This is a genomic window from Streptomyces sp., from assembly GCF_035563135.1.
Lineage (GTDB): Bacteria > Actinomycetota > Actinomycetes > Streptomycetales > Streptomycetaceae > Streptomyces.
The window spans coordinates 1-18,394 of sequence record NZ_DATMVN010000633.1; the positions used below are offsets into that span (position 1 = coordinate 1).

Annotated in this window: 16 protein-coding genes and 1 pseudogene; 2 read left to right on the top strand and 15 right to left on the bottom strand. The window is 69.9% G+C overall.

Features of this window, described 5'->3' with window-relative positions:
- Positions 1–361: 361 nt before the first annotated feature.
- From VN520_RS28345 to VN520_RS28390, 10 genes are all read right to left on the bottom strand, one after another.
- Positions 362–1,384, bottom strand: a complete 1,023-nt coding sequence (locus tag VN520_RS28345) for a response regulator transcription factor (protein ID WP_325749802.1) — start codon at positions 1,382–1,384, stop codon at positions 362–364.
- Between the two features lie 98 nt (positions 1,385–1,482).
- Positions 1,483–2,832 (bottom strand): sensor histidine kinase, encoded by a 1,350-nt coding sequence (locus VN520_RS28350; protein ID WP_325749803.1) that lies wholly within the window; start codon positions 2,830–2,832, stop codon positions 1,483–1,485.
- Between the two features lie 77 nt (positions 2,833–2,909).
- Positions 2,910–3,794 (bottom strand): DUF5936 domain-containing protein, encoded by an 885-nt coding sequence (locus tag VN520_RS28355; protein ID WP_325749804.1) that lies wholly within the window; start codon positions 3,792–3,794, stop codon positions 2,910–2,912.
- Between the two features lie 12 nt (positions 3,795–3,806).
- Positions 3,807–4,745 carry a type II secretion system F family protein gene (locus tag VN520_RS28360; protein ID WP_325749805.1) on the bottom strand — a complete coding sequence of 313 codons (939 nt, stop codon included), beginning with the start codon at positions 4,743–4,745 and terminating at the stop codon, positions 3,807–3,809.
- A gap of 10 nt (positions 4,746–4,755) precedes the next feature.
- A complete protein-coding gene (locus VN520_RS28365; protein WP_325749806.1) occupies positions 4,756–6,093 on the bottom strand; it encodes a CpaF family protein in 1,338 nt (445 codons plus the stop codon).
- A gap of 96 nt (positions 6,094–6,189) precedes the next feature.
- Complete coding sequence (locus VN520_RS28370; protein ID WP_325749807.1) at positions 6,190–6,564, bottom strand: TadE/TadG family type IV pilus assembly protein; 375 nt, start codon at positions 6,562–6,564, stop codon at positions 6,190–6,192.
- A gap of 3 nt (positions 6,565–6,567) precedes the next feature.
- A complete protein-coding gene (locus VN520_RS28375) occupies positions 6,568–6,990 on the bottom strand; it encodes a TadE family protein (RefSeq protein ID WP_325749808.1) in 423 nt (140 codons plus the stop codon).
- A gap of 3 nt (positions 6,991–6,993) precedes the next feature.
- Positions 6,994–8,280 (bottom strand): AAA family ATPase, encoded by a 1,287-nt coding sequence (locus tag VN520_RS28380; RefSeq protein ID WP_325749809.1) that lies wholly within the window; start codon positions 8,278–8,280, stop codon positions 6,994–6,996.
- Positions 8,281–8,287: 7 nt separating this feature from the next.
- A complete protein-coding gene (gene cpaB, locus VN520_RS28385) occupies positions 8,288–8,995 on the bottom strand; it encodes a Flp pilus assembly protein CpaB (RefSeq protein WP_325749810.1) in 708 nt (235 codons plus the stop codon).
- Between the two features lie 83 nt (positions 8,996–9,078).
- Positions 9,079–9,945: a hypothetical protein gene (locus VN520_RS28390; RefSeq protein ID WP_325749811.1), complete on the bottom strand. Its 867-nt coding sequence runs from the start codon at positions 9,943–9,945 to the stop codon at positions 9,079–9,081.
- 559 nt (positions 9,946–10,504) lie between these two features.
- Here VN520_RS28390 and VN520_RS28395 point away from each other — a divergent pair.
- Positions 10,505–12,235, top strand: a complete 1,731-nt coding sequence (locus VN520_RS28395) for a glycoside hydrolase family 18 protein (protein WP_325749812.1) — start codon at positions 10,505–10,507, stop codon at positions 12,233–12,235.
- Between the two features lie 87 nt (positions 12,236–12,322).
- On the opposite strand, the gene VN520_RS28400 is transcribed toward VN520_RS28395, so the two are convergent.
- The 5 genes from VN520_RS28400 to VN520_RS28420 form a co-directional block, all read right to left on the bottom strand.
- On the bottom strand, positions 12,323–13,627 hold the full coding sequence (locus VN520_RS28400) for an Nramp family divalent metal transporter (protein ID WP_325749813.1): 1,305 nt from the start codon (positions 13,625–13,627) through the stop codon (positions 12,323–12,325).
- A gap of 117 nt (positions 13,628–13,744) precedes the next feature.
- Positions 13,745–15,217 carry a gluconate:H+ symporter gene (locus tag VN520_RS28405; RefSeq protein WP_325749814.1) on the bottom strand — a complete coding sequence of 491 codons (1,473 nt, stop codon included), beginning with the start codon at positions 15,215–15,217 and terminating at the stop codon, positions 13,745–13,747.
- 157 nt (positions 15,218–15,374) lie between these two features.
- A complete protein-coding gene (locus VN520_RS28410; protein ID WP_033297919.1) occupies positions 15,375–15,785 on the bottom strand; it encodes a RidA family protein in 411 nt (136 codons plus the stop codon).
- A 6-nt stretch (positions 15,786–15,791) separates the two neighbouring features.
- Positions 15,792–16,550, bottom strand: coding sequence for an IclR family transcriptional regulator (locus tag VN520_RS28415; protein WP_325749815.1), 759 nt, complete (start codon positions 16,548–16,550; stop codon positions 15,792–15,794).
- Positions 16,547–17,683: a sugar kinase gene (locus VN520_RS28420; RefSeq protein ID WP_325749816.1), complete on the bottom strand. Its 1,137-nt coding sequence runs from the start codon at positions 17,681–17,683 to the stop codon at positions 16,547–16,549. Before VN520_RS28420 ends, VN520_RS28415 begins: the two co-directional genes overlap by 4 nt.
- A 139-nt stretch (positions 17,684–17,822) precedes the next feature.
- Here VN520_RS28420 and VN520_RS28425 point away from each other — a divergent pair.
- Positions 17,823–18,394: pseudogene (locus tag VN520_RS28425) on the top strand (amino acid deaminase); the annotation flags it as partial.

Below are 18,394 nucleotides of genomic sequence, written 5' to 3' on the forward strand. Positions count from 1 at the left end.
CCGTCTGACCCCGGTCCTTGGCCTCGTAACGCTTCTGGATCGCGCTGATCGCGGTGTTCGCCCAGCCGTTGACGCGGACGGCGGTCTTCAGGGTGATGTTCGACATGGTGTTCCCCTCCAGGTCCGGCCGACCGACTGCCGGCCGACTCACACGTTCCTCGGTCGCCGCCCCCGTTACCGGCTTCCTCCTGGCCGGTGCCGTTTGCGACATGAGAAAGGTATGTCGGAACGCCCCCTCCCGAAGAGGGCCCCAGGGCCCAATTCCGGGCCCAATGCGCCAGTTGGGCCCGCCGTCCCGGAGGATGGGTCCCGGGCGTGCAGGCCCCGGCCGCCACATGGCGCTTCCCCTGCCCGCCCATGGCTACCTGCCCCCCAGGCCGGGACGGCCGCCCGGAGCCGTGCCCAGCCATCTGGCGATGGCCTCGCTGCGACTGCCGCTCTGGAGCTTGGTGAAGATGCGGTTGATGTGGTTCTTGACCGTCTTCTCGCTGATGAAGCAGGTGGCGGCGATCTGCTGATTGCTCATGCCGGATGCGATCAGTTCCATGACCTCCACCTCCCTGGAACTCAGGCCGTGCTGCGGCGAGTTGGGCGCGGTCGCCGGATCGGCTGCCGTCTGCGTCGACTGTGCCACAATCGGTTGCACTTGCGAAAGACCCCGCGCCACAGGGCCTGGTCGCGTCGCAGGCGGAGGGGACTGCGGAACAGGCGCGTGTGCAGGCGCACCGTGCCGGGAAGTGGAGGTCAGCGCCGTTCCCAGGCCGTCCGGGAGGGGGCCACCGCCCTGCGGGGCGGGTCCCTGGCGCATATGGGCCAGCAGCGCGTTCGCGGCGGTGGCCGTGAAGTGGGCCCGGCCGCTCTTCGTGTCGCGTACCGCCTGCACCAGCTGGTCCGCCGTGAACTCTCCGTGCACCAGATAGCCGCCGGCCCCCAGCCGCAGCGCCTCGTGGACGATTTCACTCTCACGGCTGTACGTCAGCATCATCACCGGCGCCACCCTGACCAGGTGCGGCAGCGCGGAGATGCCGTCGACGCCCGGCATGCGGACGTCGAGCAGGACGACGTCCGGCCGGTGCTGCACGGCCATCTCGTACGCCTGGCGGCCGTCCGCCGCCTCTGCGACGACCTCGATGTCCTCGCGGCCGGACAGCAGGACGCCCAGGCCCGCACGCACCACCGGGTTGTCGTCGGCCACGACGACCCGGAGCGGGCCCGGCGCGGGGAAGGAAGGCATCAGTTCGGATGCCGCGTGCCTCCGGGTTGCCGGGAATCCGGGGGAGCTGAGCTCGGAGGGAAGCGGGTTCGCGTGTGCGGACGTGTGCTGGGAGGCATGGTTCTGCGCCGCCCAGTCCTGGCCCGACGTGCGGGAGAAGTCGTCCGGCATTCTGCGGCCTCCTCTCAGGATCTTTGTGTCTGTATCTGTCTGGACTGTCTGACCTGTCTGGATCTGTGGGTACGTGACGTCGGTGCTGTGGGAGGCGATCAGCGCGGGGCCGCCGTGGGAAGGTCGTACGGGTCGGGGACAGCGGGTAGTTGCTGTGCGGTGACGAGTGCGGCCAGTGGGAGTTCCATGCGTACCTCGGTGCCCTTCGCTGCTTTTCCCCTGCCGATGCGGATGCGGGCACCGATCGTCGCCGCCCTCTCCACCATCCCGACGAGGCCGAAGTGGCCGGCTCGCTTGAGGTCGTCGAGGGTCGTACCCGCGGGCAGGCCCTTCCCGTCGTCGTACACCGTGACGCGCAGGACATCGCCCTTCACGCCCGCGAGGACGACGAGGTAGCTGGGGTCGGCGTGACGATTGGCGTTCTCCATCGCCTCGGACGCGACGGTGAGGAGCTGCCGGGCGACAGGAGCCGGTACCGGTGGGACCGGGGCGTCGCTGAGCCGGCGGAACGTGGCGGTCAGTGCGTGGCTACGGGAGAAGTCGTCAGCCCGCGCCCTGAGTTCGGCGATCACGTCGACTCCTGCGTCGAGCCCTGAGTCCCGGCGCAGGTCGGAGAGCAGTTCGCGTGATTCCGCGGCGGCGCGGCGTGCGGACCGTGCGACGAGCTCCGCCTGGTGCCTGACGGTGAGCGGATCCATCCGGCCCGAGGATGCGGCCAGGCCGTCGGCGGCCAGTGCCAGTCCGTGCAGGGTCTTCGCGACCGAGTCGTGCATCTCCCGGGCAAGGCGGGTTCGCTCACTCTCGACCGCCTCGTTCACCGCGAGGCGCGCCCGCGTCTCGGTGAGGGCCTGGCTGGCCGTCCCGAAGCGGAGGAGCAGGTTGCGCAACGTGACCCCCACCGCCCCGGCGATCACGCAGAAGCCGGGCAGGAGGAGCGCAGTGCTGTCGCTCGCCTCCAGCCGGACATCGGTGGCGTACACGCCGGAGACGATCAGGATCTGGAGCACGGCGAAGGCGGCCGCTCCGCGCCAGCCGTACACGAGCCCCGCCAGCAGCGGAGTACAGACCGTGACGTAGGCGAGCGTTGACTCGGGGGTGGCCGTGACCAGGAGCAGCGCGCCGAAGAGTGCGTCGATCCCCAGGAGCCAGGGGTGGCGCAGGAGGAGCGGGCCGAAGCGTTCCCAGTCCCGGAACAGGACGTAGGAGCCCATGAAGGTGACGAGGACGGCCGAGCCGATGAGCCAGGTGGCGAGGCCGGGTGCCGTGCGTTCGACGGCGAACGGCGTGGCGATGGCGATCATGGCGAGGCGGAAGCCGAAGACCTGGCGGCACATCGCCTGCAGGGCGTTCACCTGAAGGGCGAACGCCGGGCGTGCGCCGGGGTCCGCCATCGCCTGGCGTACCTCACCGGTCAGTCCTGTGTGCGCGCTGCCGAGCTGGAAAGACATCTGCCCCGTCACCTCCCCCTGCCTGTCATGCCCATCATCCTCATCTCCCGTCCGTCACGCAGGACATCAGCCCGACATCAGCCCGAGAGGAAGCCGAAGTCGACATCGGCCCCGTAGACGAACCCGACCGTCAGGAGGACGAGGGTGCCGGGCAACAGGAACGACGTGACCGCGAAGGTGGCTTTCGGCACCGCCTTGGCGGCCTTGCGCCGGGCGTTCTGGGCATCGGTGCGCCGCATGTCGTTGGCGATCTGGATCAGGGTGTCGACGATGGGCGCGCCCAGTTCCTCGCCCTGCTGGAGTGTCGTCACGAACATGGCCACCTGTTCGGAGTCGTTACGCCTGCGGAGTTCCTCGAAGGCCTGACGCCGGCTGACGCCCATGTCCATCTGGCGCAGGGTGATGCGCAGTTCGTCGGCCCAGGGACCTTCGTACTTCTCGGCGACGCGCTCCAGCGCCTGGCGGAATCCGAGGCCCGCCGAGACGACGACGGCGAGCACGTCGAGGAAGTCGGGGAGCGTGCGTTCGATGTGGTCCTTGCGGACCCGCATCGCGGACCAGATGCCGACCTCCACCCAGAAGAGGCCGAAGGCGATCAGGAGCAGGGAGATGAAGAGCTGTCCCCTGACGATGGTGGTGAAGGCCCCGAAGAAGCCGAGGGCGCCGTAGACAGCGCGGCGTGCGGCATAGCGGTCGATGGTGAGGCCGCCGGGGTTGCCCGCCATGTCGATCTGGCGGCGCTTCTTGTTGACGGCCTTCGGTCCCATGAGCCGGAGCACCATCGGGGCCCAGCGCATGCCCAGCCGGTCGATCCCGGAGCCCACGGCGCTGGTCCGGCTGGAGCCGATCTCCAGCGCGATGGCGAGGTCGCCGGGGAGTCGGGCGTCGGCCCGGTACATCCGGATGCCGGCGATCGCTCCGTACACCGCGAGGCCCACGACGAGTGCGAGCAGCAGATCCATGGCGGCCCCCTCTCAGACGTCGATACGGGACAGGCGACGGATCACGATGAACCCGATCGCGTACAGGACGAGGGCGACGATCACCGCGGCCTGGCCGATGAAGGCTCCGGTCATACGGTCGAGTGCGCCCGGCATGACCGCGTTCATCAGGAGCATCGCGCCGATGCCGAAGCCCGGTACCGCGTAGGCGGTGACCGTCACCTGTGACAGCTGGGTCTTGACCTCGCGCCGGGTCTCCTTGCGCTCCTCCAGGGTCTCGGTGAGGTTGCGCAGGGAGCTGACGACGGTACCGCCGGCGCGGTTGGAGAGGACGAGGGTCGTCACGAGTACGACGAGTTCCCGGGAAGGCAGGCGTTCGGTGAGCTCGCTCAGTGCGTCGTCGAGGGACTCGCCCACGGAGAGGCGGCGGGCGACCCGGGCCAGTTCCTCGCCCGCCGGGTTCTCCAGTTCCTCCGCCGCCATGCCGATCGCCGTACGCAGGGCGAGACCTGCCTGGGTGGCGTTGGCGAGGATGCGGGAGAGTTCGGGGAGCTGGTTGATGAACCGGTCGGTGCGCTTGGTGCGCTGCCATTCGAGGAAGGCGTTCGTGCCCCAGAGGCCGATGAGTGCGGCGACCGGGCCGAAGAAGCTCGCCAGGAGTGACGAGGCGATGATCCACAGCCCGGCCATGGCGACGAGGGCGTAGACGAAGAACTCGCCAGGGGTGATCTCCAGGCCGGTGGCCGCGAGCTTCAGCTCGATCTTCCGGCCCAGGCCCGTCGACCGCAGCCGGCGGTCGATCCCCCGGAACCGGCGGTGCCGCCCCTCCTGGGGGATCTGCCCGGTGTGCGAGAGCCTGTCGACGAGGGCTTCGCGGTCGGCCTTGCCGCCGGAGTACGCGTGCAGGCCGGCGACGGCCAGAACGCAGCACAGCAGCGTCACGCCGACGGTGAGCAGGGGGAGATTGGTCATGGGGCAGTACCTACTTGGCCTCTCGGGTGGCGAGCTGTTCGTCGGACGAGGCGACTCCGAAGGCCTGCGGGATGGGCTGGCTGGCCATGTAGAGGCGCTCGGCGATCCTGCGCGGGAGCGGGAGGTACTGGAACTGTCCGTAAATCCGCCCGTCGGCAGCCATCGGCTGCGCGTTGAAGCGGGCGACGGACACGATGCGGTAGTTCTCCCGGCCGTGGGAGTCGAGCACCGCGATCTCGGTGACCTTGCGGCCGCCGTCGGCGAACCGGGTGAGCTGGACGATGACGTCGACGGCGCTGTTGATCTGGTCGTGCAGCGCCTCGAACGGGATCTTGATCTCGGACATCGAGGCCAGGGTCTGCAGACGCATCAGCGCGTCCTCGGCACTGTTGGCGTGCACCGTGGCCAGCGATCCGTCATGGCCGGTGGACATCGCCTGGAGCATGTCGAGGGACTCTCCGCCTCGGACCTCACCGACGACGATCCGGTCGGGGCGCATACGCAGGGAGTTGCGGACCAGGTCGCGGATGGTGATCTGGCCCTTGCCCTCCACGTTCGCCGGGCGTGACTCCAGCCGGATCACATGGTTCTGCTGGAGCTGGAGTTCGGCGGAGTCCTCGATGGTCACGATGCGTTCGTTGCCCGGGATGAGGCCCGACAGTGCGTTCAACAAGGTGGTCTTGCCCGTGCCGGTGGCGCCGGAGACGATCACGTTGAACTTCGCCTGGATCAGGCCGGAGAGCAGGAGCAGCATCTGCTCGTCCAGGGAGCCGAAGCCGATCATCTCCTGAAGCGTGAAGGCGCGCGGGAACCGCCGGATGGTGAGCGTGGCTCCGGTGAGTGACAGCGGCGGGATGATCACGTTGACGCGCTCGCCGCTGGGCAGGCGGGCGTCGACCATCGGGTTGGCCTCGTCGACCCGGCGGTTGACGGTCGACACGATGCGCTCGATCGTCTGCATGAGCTGCTCGTGCGAACCGAAGCGCATGGGGAGCTGCTCGACCTTGCCGCTGCGTTCGACGAAGATCTGGTCGGGGCCGTTGACCATGATCTCGGTGATGGAGGCGTCTTCCAGGAGCGGTTCCAGGATGCCGAGTCCCAGGGCCTCGTCGACGACCCGGCGGATGAGCTGGGAGCGCTCGACCGTCGAGAGGACCGGTCCTTCGCGGCTGATGATGTGGCCGAGTACGCGCTCCAGCCGGGCCCGCCGGTCCGCGGCCGCGAGCGAGGACATCTCCGCGAGGTCGATCTCCTCGAGCAGCTTGGCCCGGTAGGTGGCGACCAGGTGGCCGTCCTCCCGCCCTCCGGGGTTCTGCTCGGGGGCGGTGATGCGTGCCCGGAGGCTCATTTCCGTAACTCCTCGGTGTGCCGTCCGGCTGGTACCGGAGCCGTTGCCGGCCGTTCTGTTCGGTTCGCTCGGGAGTGCCGTCGCCGACGGTCCTGGTCAGTCGCGGGGCATCGTGGAGCTTCGCTCGGCCCAGCCGAAGGCGCCCTCCAGGCCCGGGATGACCGAGGGGACCTTGACCCTGGCCGTGTACGTGACCTCGTCGGCGCCCCAGCTCGGGGTGAACGCGGACTCGTCGGCGAGCCAGCTGCTGATGGCCCGGCGTCCTGCGTCCTCCGGGGTGCTCTCGGGCCGGTCGTGGCCGGCCGTACGGGCGGCGGCCCTGGCGGCGGTACCCGCCTGGTTGGCCGCGTACGCCGCCACGCCGAGCTGGATCGCGCAGAGGCCGACGATGAGCAGGAGGGGGATGAAGCCCATGTACTCGATGGCGACCTGCCCGCGTTCGCGGCGTGCTGCTGCCTGGTTCGGCTTCATCTCTCAGCCCTCCTTCACCGAGGCGGCGTCGCCGGTGACCGTCATCGGGAAGTCGAGCACTCCGGGGACGAGGACGGGGACCTTGAGGCCGACCTCGGCCCGGTACAGGCCTCGGTCCGTGGAACAGCTCACCGTCGCCGCCGAGGACCAGGCCCCGGGCAGGTCCTCCTTCGCGGCCCGGTCGCAGGCCGCGTCCTGGTTCCCCCGCGCACCGGTGCCCGTCCGTGCGGCCACGTCCGCGGCGTTGCCCGCCAGGCTGAAGGTGTAGCCGATCAGCGCGCACTGCCACAGCGCGACGAGCAGCAGGATGATGAGCGGGGTGACGCCCACGAATTCGACCGCGGTCTGTCCGCGGTCGCGCTCACAGGGACGCAGGCGCTCACGCCCCGCCCGTATGCCCTGGCGTTCTCCGTCGTCGGGTTTCATCGGTCAGCCTGCCCCCTCGGTCGTCCCGCGGCCCCGGGCAGCGCCGTCGCGCCGTCGGCGTGAACGCCCGATCGAGCCCCGGTCGTTTCGGAACCTGCCACTGCCTTCCGTGCCCGCGGGGACCTTCACCAGCCCCAGTTCGCCGGCCAGTGCCCACAGTGCCTGCTTGACGGCACTCTTCGCGTCGAGTTCGTGCATCCGTCCCGCGTCGACGGCGCCCTGCAGTTCCTTGAAGCCGGCGGGGACGGCCGTGCCCGCCATCCGGGTCCCGGTGATCTTCTGGATGAGGGGCGGCTGGATCTCGGTGTTGCGGGTGAAGCGGTTGACCACCGTGACCGTCTCCTCCGCCTTGCGGATCTGAAGCCGGTCCCACATCCGTACGATGCGCTTGGCGCCGCGCACCGCCACGACGTCCGGCGTCGTGACCAGCAGGGCGATGTCCGCCATCTCGATCGCCGCGGCATTGGCGCCGTGCATCTGGCTTCCGCAGTCGATCACCACCACCTCGTAGCGCGAGCGCAGCGCGCTCACGATCTGGCGGGCCGAGCGGTCGCTGACCTCCTCGCCGCGTTCGCCTTCACCGGGCGCCAGCAGGAGGGCCATTCCGGTGGGGTGGGAGAAGACGGCGTCGGACAGGACACGGGGGGATATGTCGGAGATCGCGGCGAGGTCGACGATGGAGCGACGGAACTGGACGTCGAGGTACGAGGCGATGTCACCGGTCTGGAGATCGAAGTCGACCAGCGCGACGGTGTTGCCCGAGGCCTGGGCGGCCAGAGCGATCTGCACCGCGGCGACGGTGGTACCGACGCCGCCCTTGGCGCCGGTGACGGTCACCACGGTGCCGCCCGGGCCGGTGAAGACGTCACCCCCCGCACCGAGGTGGCGCCTCACACCGACGGACCACTGGGCCGCCGCCTGGACCCGGTTGGCCAGTTCCTCGTAACTCAGGGGGAGCGTGATCAGTCCCCGCGCACCGGAGTCCATGGCGGCGGAGAAGAGTCCGGCGCTCGCGTCCGTGGTGATCAGCACGACACCCACGGCGGGGAAGCGCAGGGAGACCTCCCGGATCAGCTCCAGAGCCGGAACCGGGCCGATCCGCTCATGGACCAGTACGACCTCGGGCAGCTCGTCGAGGGACTCGCCCGCGAGGCGGGCGAGCATGTCGATGAGCTGCGTGGAGTCACCGACGGGAGCCGCGGGCTCCGCGTCGGGGAGCTGGCTGAGCAGCGTGGTGACGGACCTGGCCGCGTCCCCGTCACCCACCGCCGGGAGGATCCTGGTGGTCATCCCATCCTCACTTGTCCTTGTCGAGCGTGTAGGTCCGGTCTCCCGGACGGATCGTGCCGTCGCTGCCGGACGCGATGAGCGCCAGCCGCACGTGTTCCGCGAACGACTCGGCGTAGGCGATGCGCTGGGTGTCGAGCGTGTTGAGCGCGAAGGTGATCGGCACGGCCTCGGTCGCCTGGTTCGCCCTGTTGTCGTTGTCCGGCTCCAGTGCCGTGAGTTTGCCGACCTCCAGCACCCGGGCGTTGGAGACGATGACCTTCGACTGCGGGGGCTCCCCGTCGTTCTCACCGGCGAACGTGGCGTAGACATTGACCGTCGCGCCGGGAGTGATCTTGCCCGCGACGCCCGTCGCGGCGTCGATGAGGATGGCGATCTCCTGTTCACCGGGCCGCAGGGCGGGGCGCTTCTCCATCATGTCGGACTGGAGGAGCGAGCCCTCGCGCAGCTGGGTGACCGCGATCTTGCCGTCGACCTCGGAGATGTCGGTGACCGCGTTGGCGGAGAGCCACCGCTTGGGCATCGAGATCTTCTCGAAATGCTTCTCGGTGAGCGGGGTGTAGGGCGCCACGTTGCTCTTCACCTGGTACGTCGTGACCTCGGGCCCCACCTTCGAGTTGACGTCACTGATCACCGAGAGCACCCCGGCGAACGCGCCGAAGGCGCACAGGACCGACAGGAGCAGGAGTATCACGCCGCGGCGCTGGCGGGAGTTCATGAGCCGGACAACCTCGTTCGAATCGGATGCGTGGAGCAGCGGACAAGAGGGATGCGCGGTGTCTGGGGACGGGCACGGAGACGTCAGGGGCTCGGTGGCGCGGGCGCTCCATGGTTCAGGACACCGGCAGAGTGCATTCGGTTCTCGGACGGGGCCAGCGGGGAGGAGCAGAAGCCGCAGCGGTCACCGATGAGTTCCATTTCGCACCAGTGGCAGTTCTCCCGCCGTACGGAGGAGACAAGCTGGTAGACCACCGAGATGTCCGGGAGGAAGGAGGCGAATTCCACCAGCTTCCCGGTCCCCCACCACCGTGCCGAACCCGAAGGCAGGGCGCACTCCTGAACGGCCTGTACCTTCCACGCGGGGGCGAGGGTCTGCTGAACCCATTCCGATGTCATCTGCCCCCTGGCGTACAGCAGATGGGTCGGGAAGTCGGGACCTCCCGGAGGCTCCACAGCCGGTCCGACCTTGGTCAGCTGCGGGTTCGGCCCCGCGAGCACCGCGAACTGCGAGCCGGGCAGCCAGGACTTGGCGTGCGTCTTGAGACTGACCGGCACCCGGTCGAGCCTGGCCACCGAGTTCAGCAGGGCTCCGGCATGGATGTAGTGGGCGAGCAGTCGCACCGCCGACGCGACCACGCCAGGGCTGAAGTCGCAGATCGACAGCTGACGCAGCTGGCGCACCAGCACGGCGACGCCCAATGGCGGCAGGTCCACCTTGAGGAGGGCGATGCGATCGCTCTCCAGGACGGAGCGGATGGCGTGCAGCCTGCGCTCATGGGCGGGGCTGATGCCCGTCGGGTAGACCGCCACCACATGCCCGTGCTGTTCGAGGAGCAGGTGCATGTCACCGATCGCGAGGTCGAGGGTCTGAGCCTCGGGCGCCTGCAACAGCGCCGCTGTGGGCGTCTGCTGGTCGGTCGGCGGTAGCACCAGATCAGCGCTGGTCACTGCTATTGCGGTCGGCACGCTCTTCCCCGTTCGGCTCCGGCCGTCGTCACGGGGTGACTCCGGCCGCAATCGCTCCTGCTCCGTGCTTCTTCCCCAGCACCTTAGCCACGTCATACCAGGCAGAGAACAGATATGGGAACCCAGTACGAAGACGTACGGCACAGACGTTCGCAACGCCTCCGTGCGAAGTCGGACGAAAGGCAAAGACGTTAACTTCTGTACCACTGCACAGAGTTACCCCGTCCTCCGGGTTTTAAATCCGCAGCAATTCATCCGCCCACGTCAGAACGCCCGTCGGCCGTTTCTTCCAGGCCCCCCTGAAATTCACTCCGTCACGACCCGGAAGCCGGAAGCAGGCATCCGGCCCGGGTCACCCGCGCGGGTGCATCTTCGACGATGCAGGCCCGGTCACCCGAAGGTGAGCGCGGCCCTGCCGGTTCCGCCGTCCACATCCGGTCCACCAGAGGTCTTGACAACTCGATTGGTCTGGACCAGTTTTATCGGCCAACGGTGGCCACCGCCCCGCCAGCACCCCCAACTCCCCCACCGGAGGCAGCAAGTGGAACGCTCCGCAGGCAGCAGCAGGCACAGAAGACGCCGGGTCCGGCCGCTCCTCGGCGGGGCCGTCGCCGGCGTCATGGCCGGGGCGCTGGCCGTCACCGGGCTCGCCACCACCGCGCAGGCGGCCGACGTCAACGTGGCCAGGAACGCCGGATTCGAGTCGGGGCTCGCCAACTGGGCCTGTTCCGGCGGCAGCGGCGCGGTGGTCTCCTCCCCCGTGCACGGCGGCACCTCCGCGCTCAAGGCCACCCCGGCCGGGCACGACAACGCCAGGTGCGCGCAGACCGTGACCGTGAAGCCCGGCTCCACCTACACGCTGAGCTCCTGGGTGCAGGGCGGTTACGCCTACCTCGGGGCGAGTGGCACCGGTACGACCGACGTGTCCACCTGGTCGCCCGGATCCAGCGGCTGGACCCAGCTGCGGACCAGCTTCACCACCGGGCCCTCCACCACCTCGGTGACCGTCTACACCCACGGCTGGTACGGACAGGCCGCCTACGTCGCCGACGACATCCAGGTGACCGGGCCGGACGGCGGCGGCGGTACCGACCCGGAGCCCGGCGTCCCCGGGGCCCCCGCCGGACTGGCCGCCGGGGCGGTCACGCCTTCCTCCGTCGCCCTCACCTGGAACGCGGTCCCCGGCGCCACCGGCTACACCGTCTACCGCAACGGCACGAAGGCGACCACCTCCACCGGAACCTCCGCCACGGTGACCGGTCTGGCCGCCGACACCGCGTACCAGTTCTCCGTCAGCGCCACCAACAGCGCCGGTGAGTCCGCGAAGTCGGCGGCCGTGAGCGCCCGTACGGCGAAGGCCACCGATCCGGGCGGCCCGACGACGTCGGTGCCCAAGCACGCGGTGACCGGCTACTGGCAGAACTTCAACAACGGCGCCGCCGTCCAGAAGCTCAGCGACGTCCCCGCGCACTACGACATCATCGCCGTGTCCTTCGCGGACGCCACGGCCACGCCCGGCGCCGTCACCTTCAACCTGGACTCGGCGGGGCTGAACGGCTACACCGTCGACCAGTTCAAGGCCGACATCAAGGCCAAGCAGGCCGCGGGCAAGAACGTCATCATCTCCGTCGGCGGCGAGAAGGGAACCGTCGCCGTCAACAGCGACGCCTCCGCCACCGCGTTCGCCGACTCCGTCCACGCGCTCATCCAGGAGTACGGCTTCAACGGCGTCGACATCGACCTGGAGAACGGCCTCAACTCCACCTACATGACGAAGGCTCTGCGCTCCCTGTCGTCGAAGGCGGGCCCCGGCCTCGTCATCACCATGGCCCCGCAGACCATCGACATGCAGTCGACGTCCGGGGAGTACTTCAGGACGGCGCTCAACATCAAGGACATCCTGACCGTCGTCAACATGCAGTACTACAACAGCGGCTCGATGCTGGGCTGCGACGGCAAGGTCTACTCGCAGGGCTCGGTGGACTTCCTCACCGCGCTCGCCTGCATCCAGCTGGAGGGCGGCCTCGCCCCCTCCCAGGTGGGCCTCGGCGTCCCCGCCTCCACCCGTGGCGCCGGCAGCGGCTACGTCGCCCCGTCCGTCGTGAACGCGGCCCTGGACTGCCTGGCCAAGGGCACGAGCTGCGGCTCGTTCAAGCCGTCCAGGACCTACCCGGACATCCGTGGCGCGATGACCTGGTCCACGAACTGGGACGCCACCGCGGGCAACGCCTGGTCCAACGCGGTGGGCCCGCACGTCCACGGGCTGCCGTAGCCCGGCCGGCCCACCGGGCCTCCGGTCCAGCAGCGCCGCCGCTCCCCCGGCGGCGCTGCTGCGTCCGTACGAGCACGTACGCCGCCGTCACCAGGGCAGGTCGCGCACCTGCTGGACGCACAGCACGACGAACAGCAGTCCCGCCGCGCCCAGCATCCCGTTGCTCAGCCATCCGTTGCGCCATTCACGCGGCGTACGGGAGGAGTTGAGGAGCCACAGCAGGGTCAGGGCCAGGAACGGCATGAAGAACGCGCCCAGGACGCCGTAGCCGATGACCAGCCCGAAGGGCTCGTCCAGCCACAGCAGCGTCATCGGCGGGAAGGTCAGCCAGAGCAGATACGCGCGGAAGGGCACGGACCGCTCCTGCCGGCCGACCTTCTCACCACTGGCCTTCTCCACGTCCGTGCCGCTGCGAGCGGCCCGGACGCGCTCCACGAAGTCGGCGAACATCAGGCTCACGCCGTGCCACACACCGATGAGCGACGAGAACGACGTCGCGAAGAAGCCGACCAGGAACAGCTTCGCGGTGCCCGCCCCGAAGCGGTCCTCCAGGACCTGACCGAGGTCGATCAGCCCCCGGTCGCCCTTCGTCAGCGCGATCTGCGAGGAGTGCAGCAGCTCGGCCCCGACGATGAGCATCGCGACGACGAAGACACCGGTCGTGATGTAGGCGACCCGGTTGTCGACCCGCATCACCTTCATCCAGGAGGTGTCGGACCATCCTTTGGCGTTCACCCAGTACCCGTACGCCGCCATGGTGATGGTGCCGCCGACCCCGCCGATCAGTCCGAGCGTGTAGATCAGCGAGCCGTCCGGGAGCACGGGGAGCAGCCCCGCGAAGGAGGCGCCGGCATCCGGCACCACCCGGATGGCGACGTAGACCACCACGACGAACATGATGCCGATCAGGACCGTCATGACCTTCTCGAAGACGGCGTACTGGTTGAACCAGACGAAGACCAGGCCGATCAGCCCGGTGATGATCGCCCAGGTCTTCAGGCCCGGCCCGTCGGGGAAGAGGGCCACGATGGGCAGGGCGCTGGAGGACATGGCCGTCGCGCCGTAGACGAAGCCCCAGATGACGACGTACACCGCGAAATAGCCCGTGGTCCACCCGCCGAGGGTGCGCCAGCCGTCGAAGAGGGTACGGCCCGTCGCCAGGTGCCAGCGGCCCACCGCCTCCGCGAGGGAGATCTTGACGAGGCAGCCGATCACGGCCGCCCACATCAGGGTGTAGCCGAACTTGCTTCCCGCGATGAGCGTCGCGACCAGGTCCCCGGCTCCGACACCGGTGGCCGCGACGACGATGCCGGGCCCGATGTGGCGCCAGCTGGATTTACGCGGCCGGGAGCCCTGCTCCCCCGCCTCTGTGGTTTCGCTTGTCTCCGCCATGCCGATCAACGAAGCGTATGGCGCCGTTTCGCACAAGGGGGCGCGACCTACCGCCTTCGGGCGGTGGGGTTCCGGGCGGAGGCAGGCCTGCCTCCGCCCGGAATCCGGCGGGGGAGCCTAGATCACCAGGCTCAGCGCCGCCGCGACCACGAAGCCGGCGACCGAGAGGACCGTTTCCAGGACGGTCCAGGTCTTCAGGGTGTCGCGTTCGGAGATGCCGAAGTACTTCGAGACCATCCAGAATCCGCCGTCGTTGACGTGCGAGGCGAAGATGGAGCCCGCCGAGATCGCCATGATGATCAGCGCGAGGTGGGCCTGTGACATGCCCTGGCCCTCGACGAGCGGGACGACGATGCCGGCGGTGGTGACGATCGCGACCGTCGCCGAGCCCTGCGCGACCCGCAGGACGACGGAGATCAGCCAGGCGAGCAGGATGACCGGCAGGCCGACGTCGTTGAAGGTGTCGGCCAGCGCGTCCGCGATTCCGCTCCCCTTCAGCACGGCTCCGAAGATCCCGCCCGCGCCGACGACCAGCAGGATGTTGCCGACGGGCTTCAGCGAGGCCGTGGAGACCGATTCGAGGGACTTGCGGGACCAGCCGCGCCGGAGGCCCAGCAGGTAGTAGGCGAGGAGCAGGGCGATCGTCAGCGCGACGAAGGGGTTGCCGAAGAACTCGATGACGGAGCGCAGGGTGGACGGGTCCAGCGCGATGGAGGAGAACGTCGCGGCCAGGATCAGGATCAGCGGGGTACCGATGATCGCGAGCACGGTGCCGAGCGCGACGGGCTTCTCGTGCGGGGTGACACCGGCGGCACGCTGTTCGGCGACGACCGCCGCCTTGGACTCCTCGGCCGCCTCGACCATGTCCTGCGGTACGTCGACGAAGACGCGCTTGCCGATCCAGGCGGCGTAGCCCCAGGCGGCGAGGACGGACGGGATGCCGACGACGACGCCCATCAGGATGACCCAGCCGAGGGAGACGTTGAAGAGGCCCGCGGCGGCGACCGGTCCGGGGTGCGGCGGCAGGAACGCGTGGGTCATCGAGAGGCCGGCCAGCAGCGGCATCGCGTACAGGACGACCGACTTGCCGGAGCGCTTGGCGGCGGCGTACACGATCGGCGCGAGGACGAAGATGCCGACGTCGAAGAAGACCGGGATGCCGAAGATGAGGCCGGTGAGGCCCATGGCGAGCGGGGCGCGCTTCTCACCGAAGAGGTTCAGCAGCCGGGCGCTCAGCACCTCCGCCCCGCCGGACACCTCCAGGATCGCGCCCAGCATCGTGCCGAGGCCGATGATGATCGCGACGTGTCCGAGGATGCCGCCCATGCCGGACTCGATGACGGAGACGGCGGCCGACTTCTGGACGGTGCCGAAGAGCTCGGTGACGGAGAGACCGGCACCCAGGCCGACGGCTATGGATACGGCGAGCAGCGCGACGAACGGCTGCAGCCTGACCTTGATGATCAGGAAGAGCAGGAGGGCGATCCCGAGGGCGGCGACGGTCAGCAGACCGGGCGTTCCGCCGATCAGGAGGAGCAGTCCACCGGTGTGGGGTGGCGCCTCGGGGGCGGGGGCGGCGGCGAGCAGCATGAGCGGTCAACTCCGTTGGTGACGGGGCCCTTCGGGCAGAGGGGGAGGGCGGCACGGCGCCCCGGGAGGGGGAGGAGCGGGGCGCCGTGCCGTGCTGCGGGGGTGGTGCGATGAGGCCGGGCGGTTCAGCCGGCCGGTGGTGCGCAGGGGCCGGGGATCAGCCGAGGACCGCGAGGGCGTCGATCTCGATGAGGAGGCCCTTGGGCAGGCCGACGTACACCGTCGTACGTGCGGAGGCGGGGGCCTTGAGTCCCTGCTCCTCGAAGTACTCGTTGTAGATGGCGTTCATCTCGGCGAAGTGGTCGACGTCCGTGAGGTAGACGCGCATCATCATCACGTCGTCCCAGCTCGCGCCGCCCTCCTCCAGGATCGCCTTGACGTTGGCGAAGGTCTGCAGGGTCTGCTCGCGCAGCGTCGGGCCGGCCGGGGTGGGGGCCTGGCCCTCGACGGCGGGCAGGAAGCCGACCTGACCGGCGACCTGGAGGATGTTCCCCTTCTTCACGCCGTGCGAGAACTTGGCGGGCGGAGCGGTGTGGGTGCTGGGGGTGAGGGCGGTCTTCTCGGTCATGACGGTTCAGGCTTTCTTGGTGGGGGTGGTGCCGGAGTACTCCCGGCTGATGGTGTCCGCGGTGCGGCGCACCAGCGGGAGCAGGGTGAGGAGTTCCTCGGCCGTGACGACCACGTTCGGTGCGGACACCGACATGGCTGCGACGACCCGCCCGTCCGCCCCCCGGATGGGGGCGCCGATGCAGTTGATGGACTCCTCGTGGCCGCCGAGGTCGGTGGCCCAGCCCTGTTCGCGCACGACGGCGAGCTCCTTGAGGAAGGCGCCCGCGTTCGGGAGCGAACGGGACGTGTACATGGGGTAGTCGAGCCGTTCGGCTATCGCGCGCCGTTCGGGCTCGGTGAGGTCGGCCAGGAGCAGCTTGGCGACCGCGGCGACGGTGATCGCGACGGGCTTGCCGATCCGTGAGTACATCCGCACGGGATAGCGGCTCTCGACCTTGTCGATGTAGAGGACCTCGTTCTCCTCGTAGACCGCGAGGTGGACGGTGTGACCGCACTGCTCGTTGAGCGCGACGAGGTGGCTGTGGGCGATCTCGCGCACGTCGAGGTTCTCGACGGCTTCCTGCGCGAGGGCGAAGAGCCGCGCGCCGAGGCGGTAGCGCTGGTCCTCCTGGCGGTAGACGAGTCCGTGCTCGTGGAGCGTACGGAGCAGGCGCAGCGCCGTGGACTTGTGGACGCCGAGCTGTATCGCGACCTGGCCGAGGTCGGCGGGGCCCTGGGCGAGCAGCGGCAGGATGCTCAGCGCGCGGTCGACGGTCTGGCTCATGTGACTCGTACCTCCTCGTTCGCCCCGGCGGCTGTCCAGCCGGGGCCGAGACGAAGTGTGCCCCAGGCCTCGTCGTCCAGGGCGGCGAGCCGGTCGGCGTACGCCCGGGGCGGGGGCCCGGTGAGGTCGCCGGGGACGGTGAGGACGGCGGCGGCCATGAGGTGGCCGTGCCGGGCGCGGTCGCGTACGGGCAGGTCGCGCAGGGTGGCGGAGAGGAACCCGGCGGCGAAGGCGTCGCCCGCGCCGACCGCGGCGACGACGTCGACGCGCAGGGAGGGGACGGTGGTGACGGTGTCCGCCCCCGCACCGGTGTCCTGCGCCACACCGCGGTCCGCCCCCGCACCGGCGTCCTCCGCCGCACCGCGGTCCTCCGCCGCGCCACCGGTACGGCGGTCGGTGCGCGAGAAGACCGTGACGCCCTCGGAGCCCCGCTTGACGACCAGCACGTCCGGCTCCGGAAGGGCCGCACGGATCGCTTCGGCGCCGTGGACGCCCCACGCCTCTTCCGCCTCGTCCTCCCCGACGAAGACGAGGTCGCAACGGCGGGCGAGGGCGAGCAGGACCTCCGGGCCGGCCCCGGCCTCGCGCCACAGCCCGGGGCGGTGGTTGACGTCGAAGGAGATCAGCGGGCGGCCGTCGCGGGGGGCGGTGAGGTCGTGGAGGAGCGCCAGGCAGTCGGCGGAGAGCGCGGCGGTGATGCCGGACAGGTGCAGGATGCGGGCGGAGAAGAGGTCCTCGTACGGGACGTTGTGCGGGGACATCGCGGAGGCCGCGGAACCGGCCCGGTAGTACGCCACCTCGTGGGTGTCGGTGGCCCGGTCCGCGGCCGTGCGGAAGTAGATGCCGGTGGGGCGGCCCGGGTCGCGGCGCACGGCGGAGGTGTCGACGCCGTAGCCGGCGATGGCGTCGACGAGGTGGTCGCCGAAGCCGTCGGCTCCGACGCGGCCGACCCACTTCGCCCGGTGGCCCGCAGCGGCGAGCGCGCAGGCGACGTTGGACTCGGCGCCGCCGATGCCCCGGCCGAAGGAGGGGACGTCGGCGAGGCGGCCCGGCTGCGAGGGCAGGAACGTCACCATGGACTCACCGAGGCAGACGGCGTCCGCGGTGGCTGTCCTGGCTGCGGATCCGGACACTCTGGGCTCCTCGTGGTCGGCCGTGGGCGCCGGTGCTCAACCATTGACCCGGCATTGGCTCGGATGTTAGACAGCGTTAAGCGATATGCGCAATGGCCGTTGCAGACAGTGCAACGGCCGAGTTCCCGAGGAGGATCCCTTGGCCGCCCAGCAGTCCGCCGAACAGTCCGTGACGGCACTCGCCGGTGAAGTGGTGGACCACCGCTTCAAGGCGCTGCCGCCCGACGCGGAGGGGCTGACCGTCGGCGCCCTGGCGGCCGAGCGCCGCGACCTCTTCACCGGCGGCTTCACCACCCCCGTGCTGGCTCTGTCCGCCGAGTCGCTCGAGGCCAACCTCGCCCTGCTCAAGGCGTACGCGGAGCGGCACGGCCTGGCCTTCGCGCCGCACGGCAAGACGTCGATGTCCCCGCAGCTCTTCGCCCGCCAGCTGGAGTACGGCGCCTGGGGCATCACCGCAGCGGTCCCGCACCAGGCCCGGGTGTACCGCGCCCACGGCATCCGGCGGATCTTCCTGGCCAACGAGCTCGTCGACGCGGCGGCGCTGCGCTGGCTGGCCGGCGAGCTGGACGCCGACCCCGGCTTCACGTTCGCCTGTTACGTCGACTCCGTGCGCGGCGTCGAGCTGATGGACGAGGCCCTGCGCGCCGCGGGCGCCGTGCGCCCCGTCGACGTCGTGGTCGAGCTGGGGGCCGGCCAGGGCGCCCGTACCGG

Bases quoted from the DNA above. Each gene is read 5' to 3' on its own strand.
- VN520_RS28345 (WP_325749802.1), bottom strand. From the start codon at position 1,384: ATGCCGGACGACTTCTCCCGCACGTCGGGCCAGGACTGGGCGGCGCAG.
- VN520_RS28350 (WP_325749803.1), bottom strand. From the start codon at position 2,832: ATGTCTTTCCAGCTCGGCAGCGCGCACACAGGACTGACCGGTGAGGTA.
- VN520_RS28355 (WP_325749804.1), bottom strand. From the start codon at position 3,794: ATGGATCTGCTGCTCGCACTCGTCGTGGGCCTCGCGGTGTACGGAGCG.
- VN520_RS28360 (WP_325749805.1), bottom strand. From the start codon at position 4,745: ATGACCAATCTCCCCCTGCTCACCGTCGGCGTGACGCTGCTGTGCTGC.
- VN520_RS28365 (WP_325749806.1), bottom strand. From the start codon at position 6,093: ATGAGCCTCCGGGCACGCATCACCGCCCCCGAGCAGAACCCCGGAGGG.
- VN520_RS28370 (WP_325749807.1), bottom strand. From the start codon at position 6,564: ATGAAGCCGAACCAGGCAGCAGCACGCCGCGAACGCGGGCAGGTCGCC.
- VN520_RS28375 (WP_325749808.1), bottom strand. From the start codon at position 6,990: ATGAAACCCGACGACGGAGAACGCCAGGGCATACGGGCGGGGCGTGAG.
- VN520_RS28380 (WP_325749809.1), bottom strand. From the start codon at position 8,280: ATGACCACCAGGATCCTCCCGGCGGTGGGTGACGGGGACGCGGCCAGG.
- cpaB (WP_325749810.1), bottom strand. From the start codon at position 8,995: ATGAACTCCCGCCAGCGCCGCGGCGTGATACTCCTGCTCCTGTCGGTC.
- VN520_RS28400 (WP_325749813.1), bottom strand. From the start codon at position 13,627: ATGGCGGAGACAAGCGAAACCACAGAGGCGGGGGAGCAGGGCTCCCGG.
- VN520_RS28405 (WP_325749814.1), bottom strand. From the start codon at position 15,217: ATGCTGCTCGCCGCCGCCCCCGCCCCCGAGGCGCCACCCCACACCGGT.
- VN520_RS28410 (WP_033297919.1), bottom strand. From the start codon at position 15,785: ATGACCGAGAAGACCGCCCTCACCCCCAGCACCCACACCGCTCCGCCC.
- VN520_RS28415 (WP_325749815.1), bottom strand. From the start codon at position 16,550: ATGAGCCAGACCGTCGACCGCGCGCTGAGCATCCTGCCGCTGCTCGCC.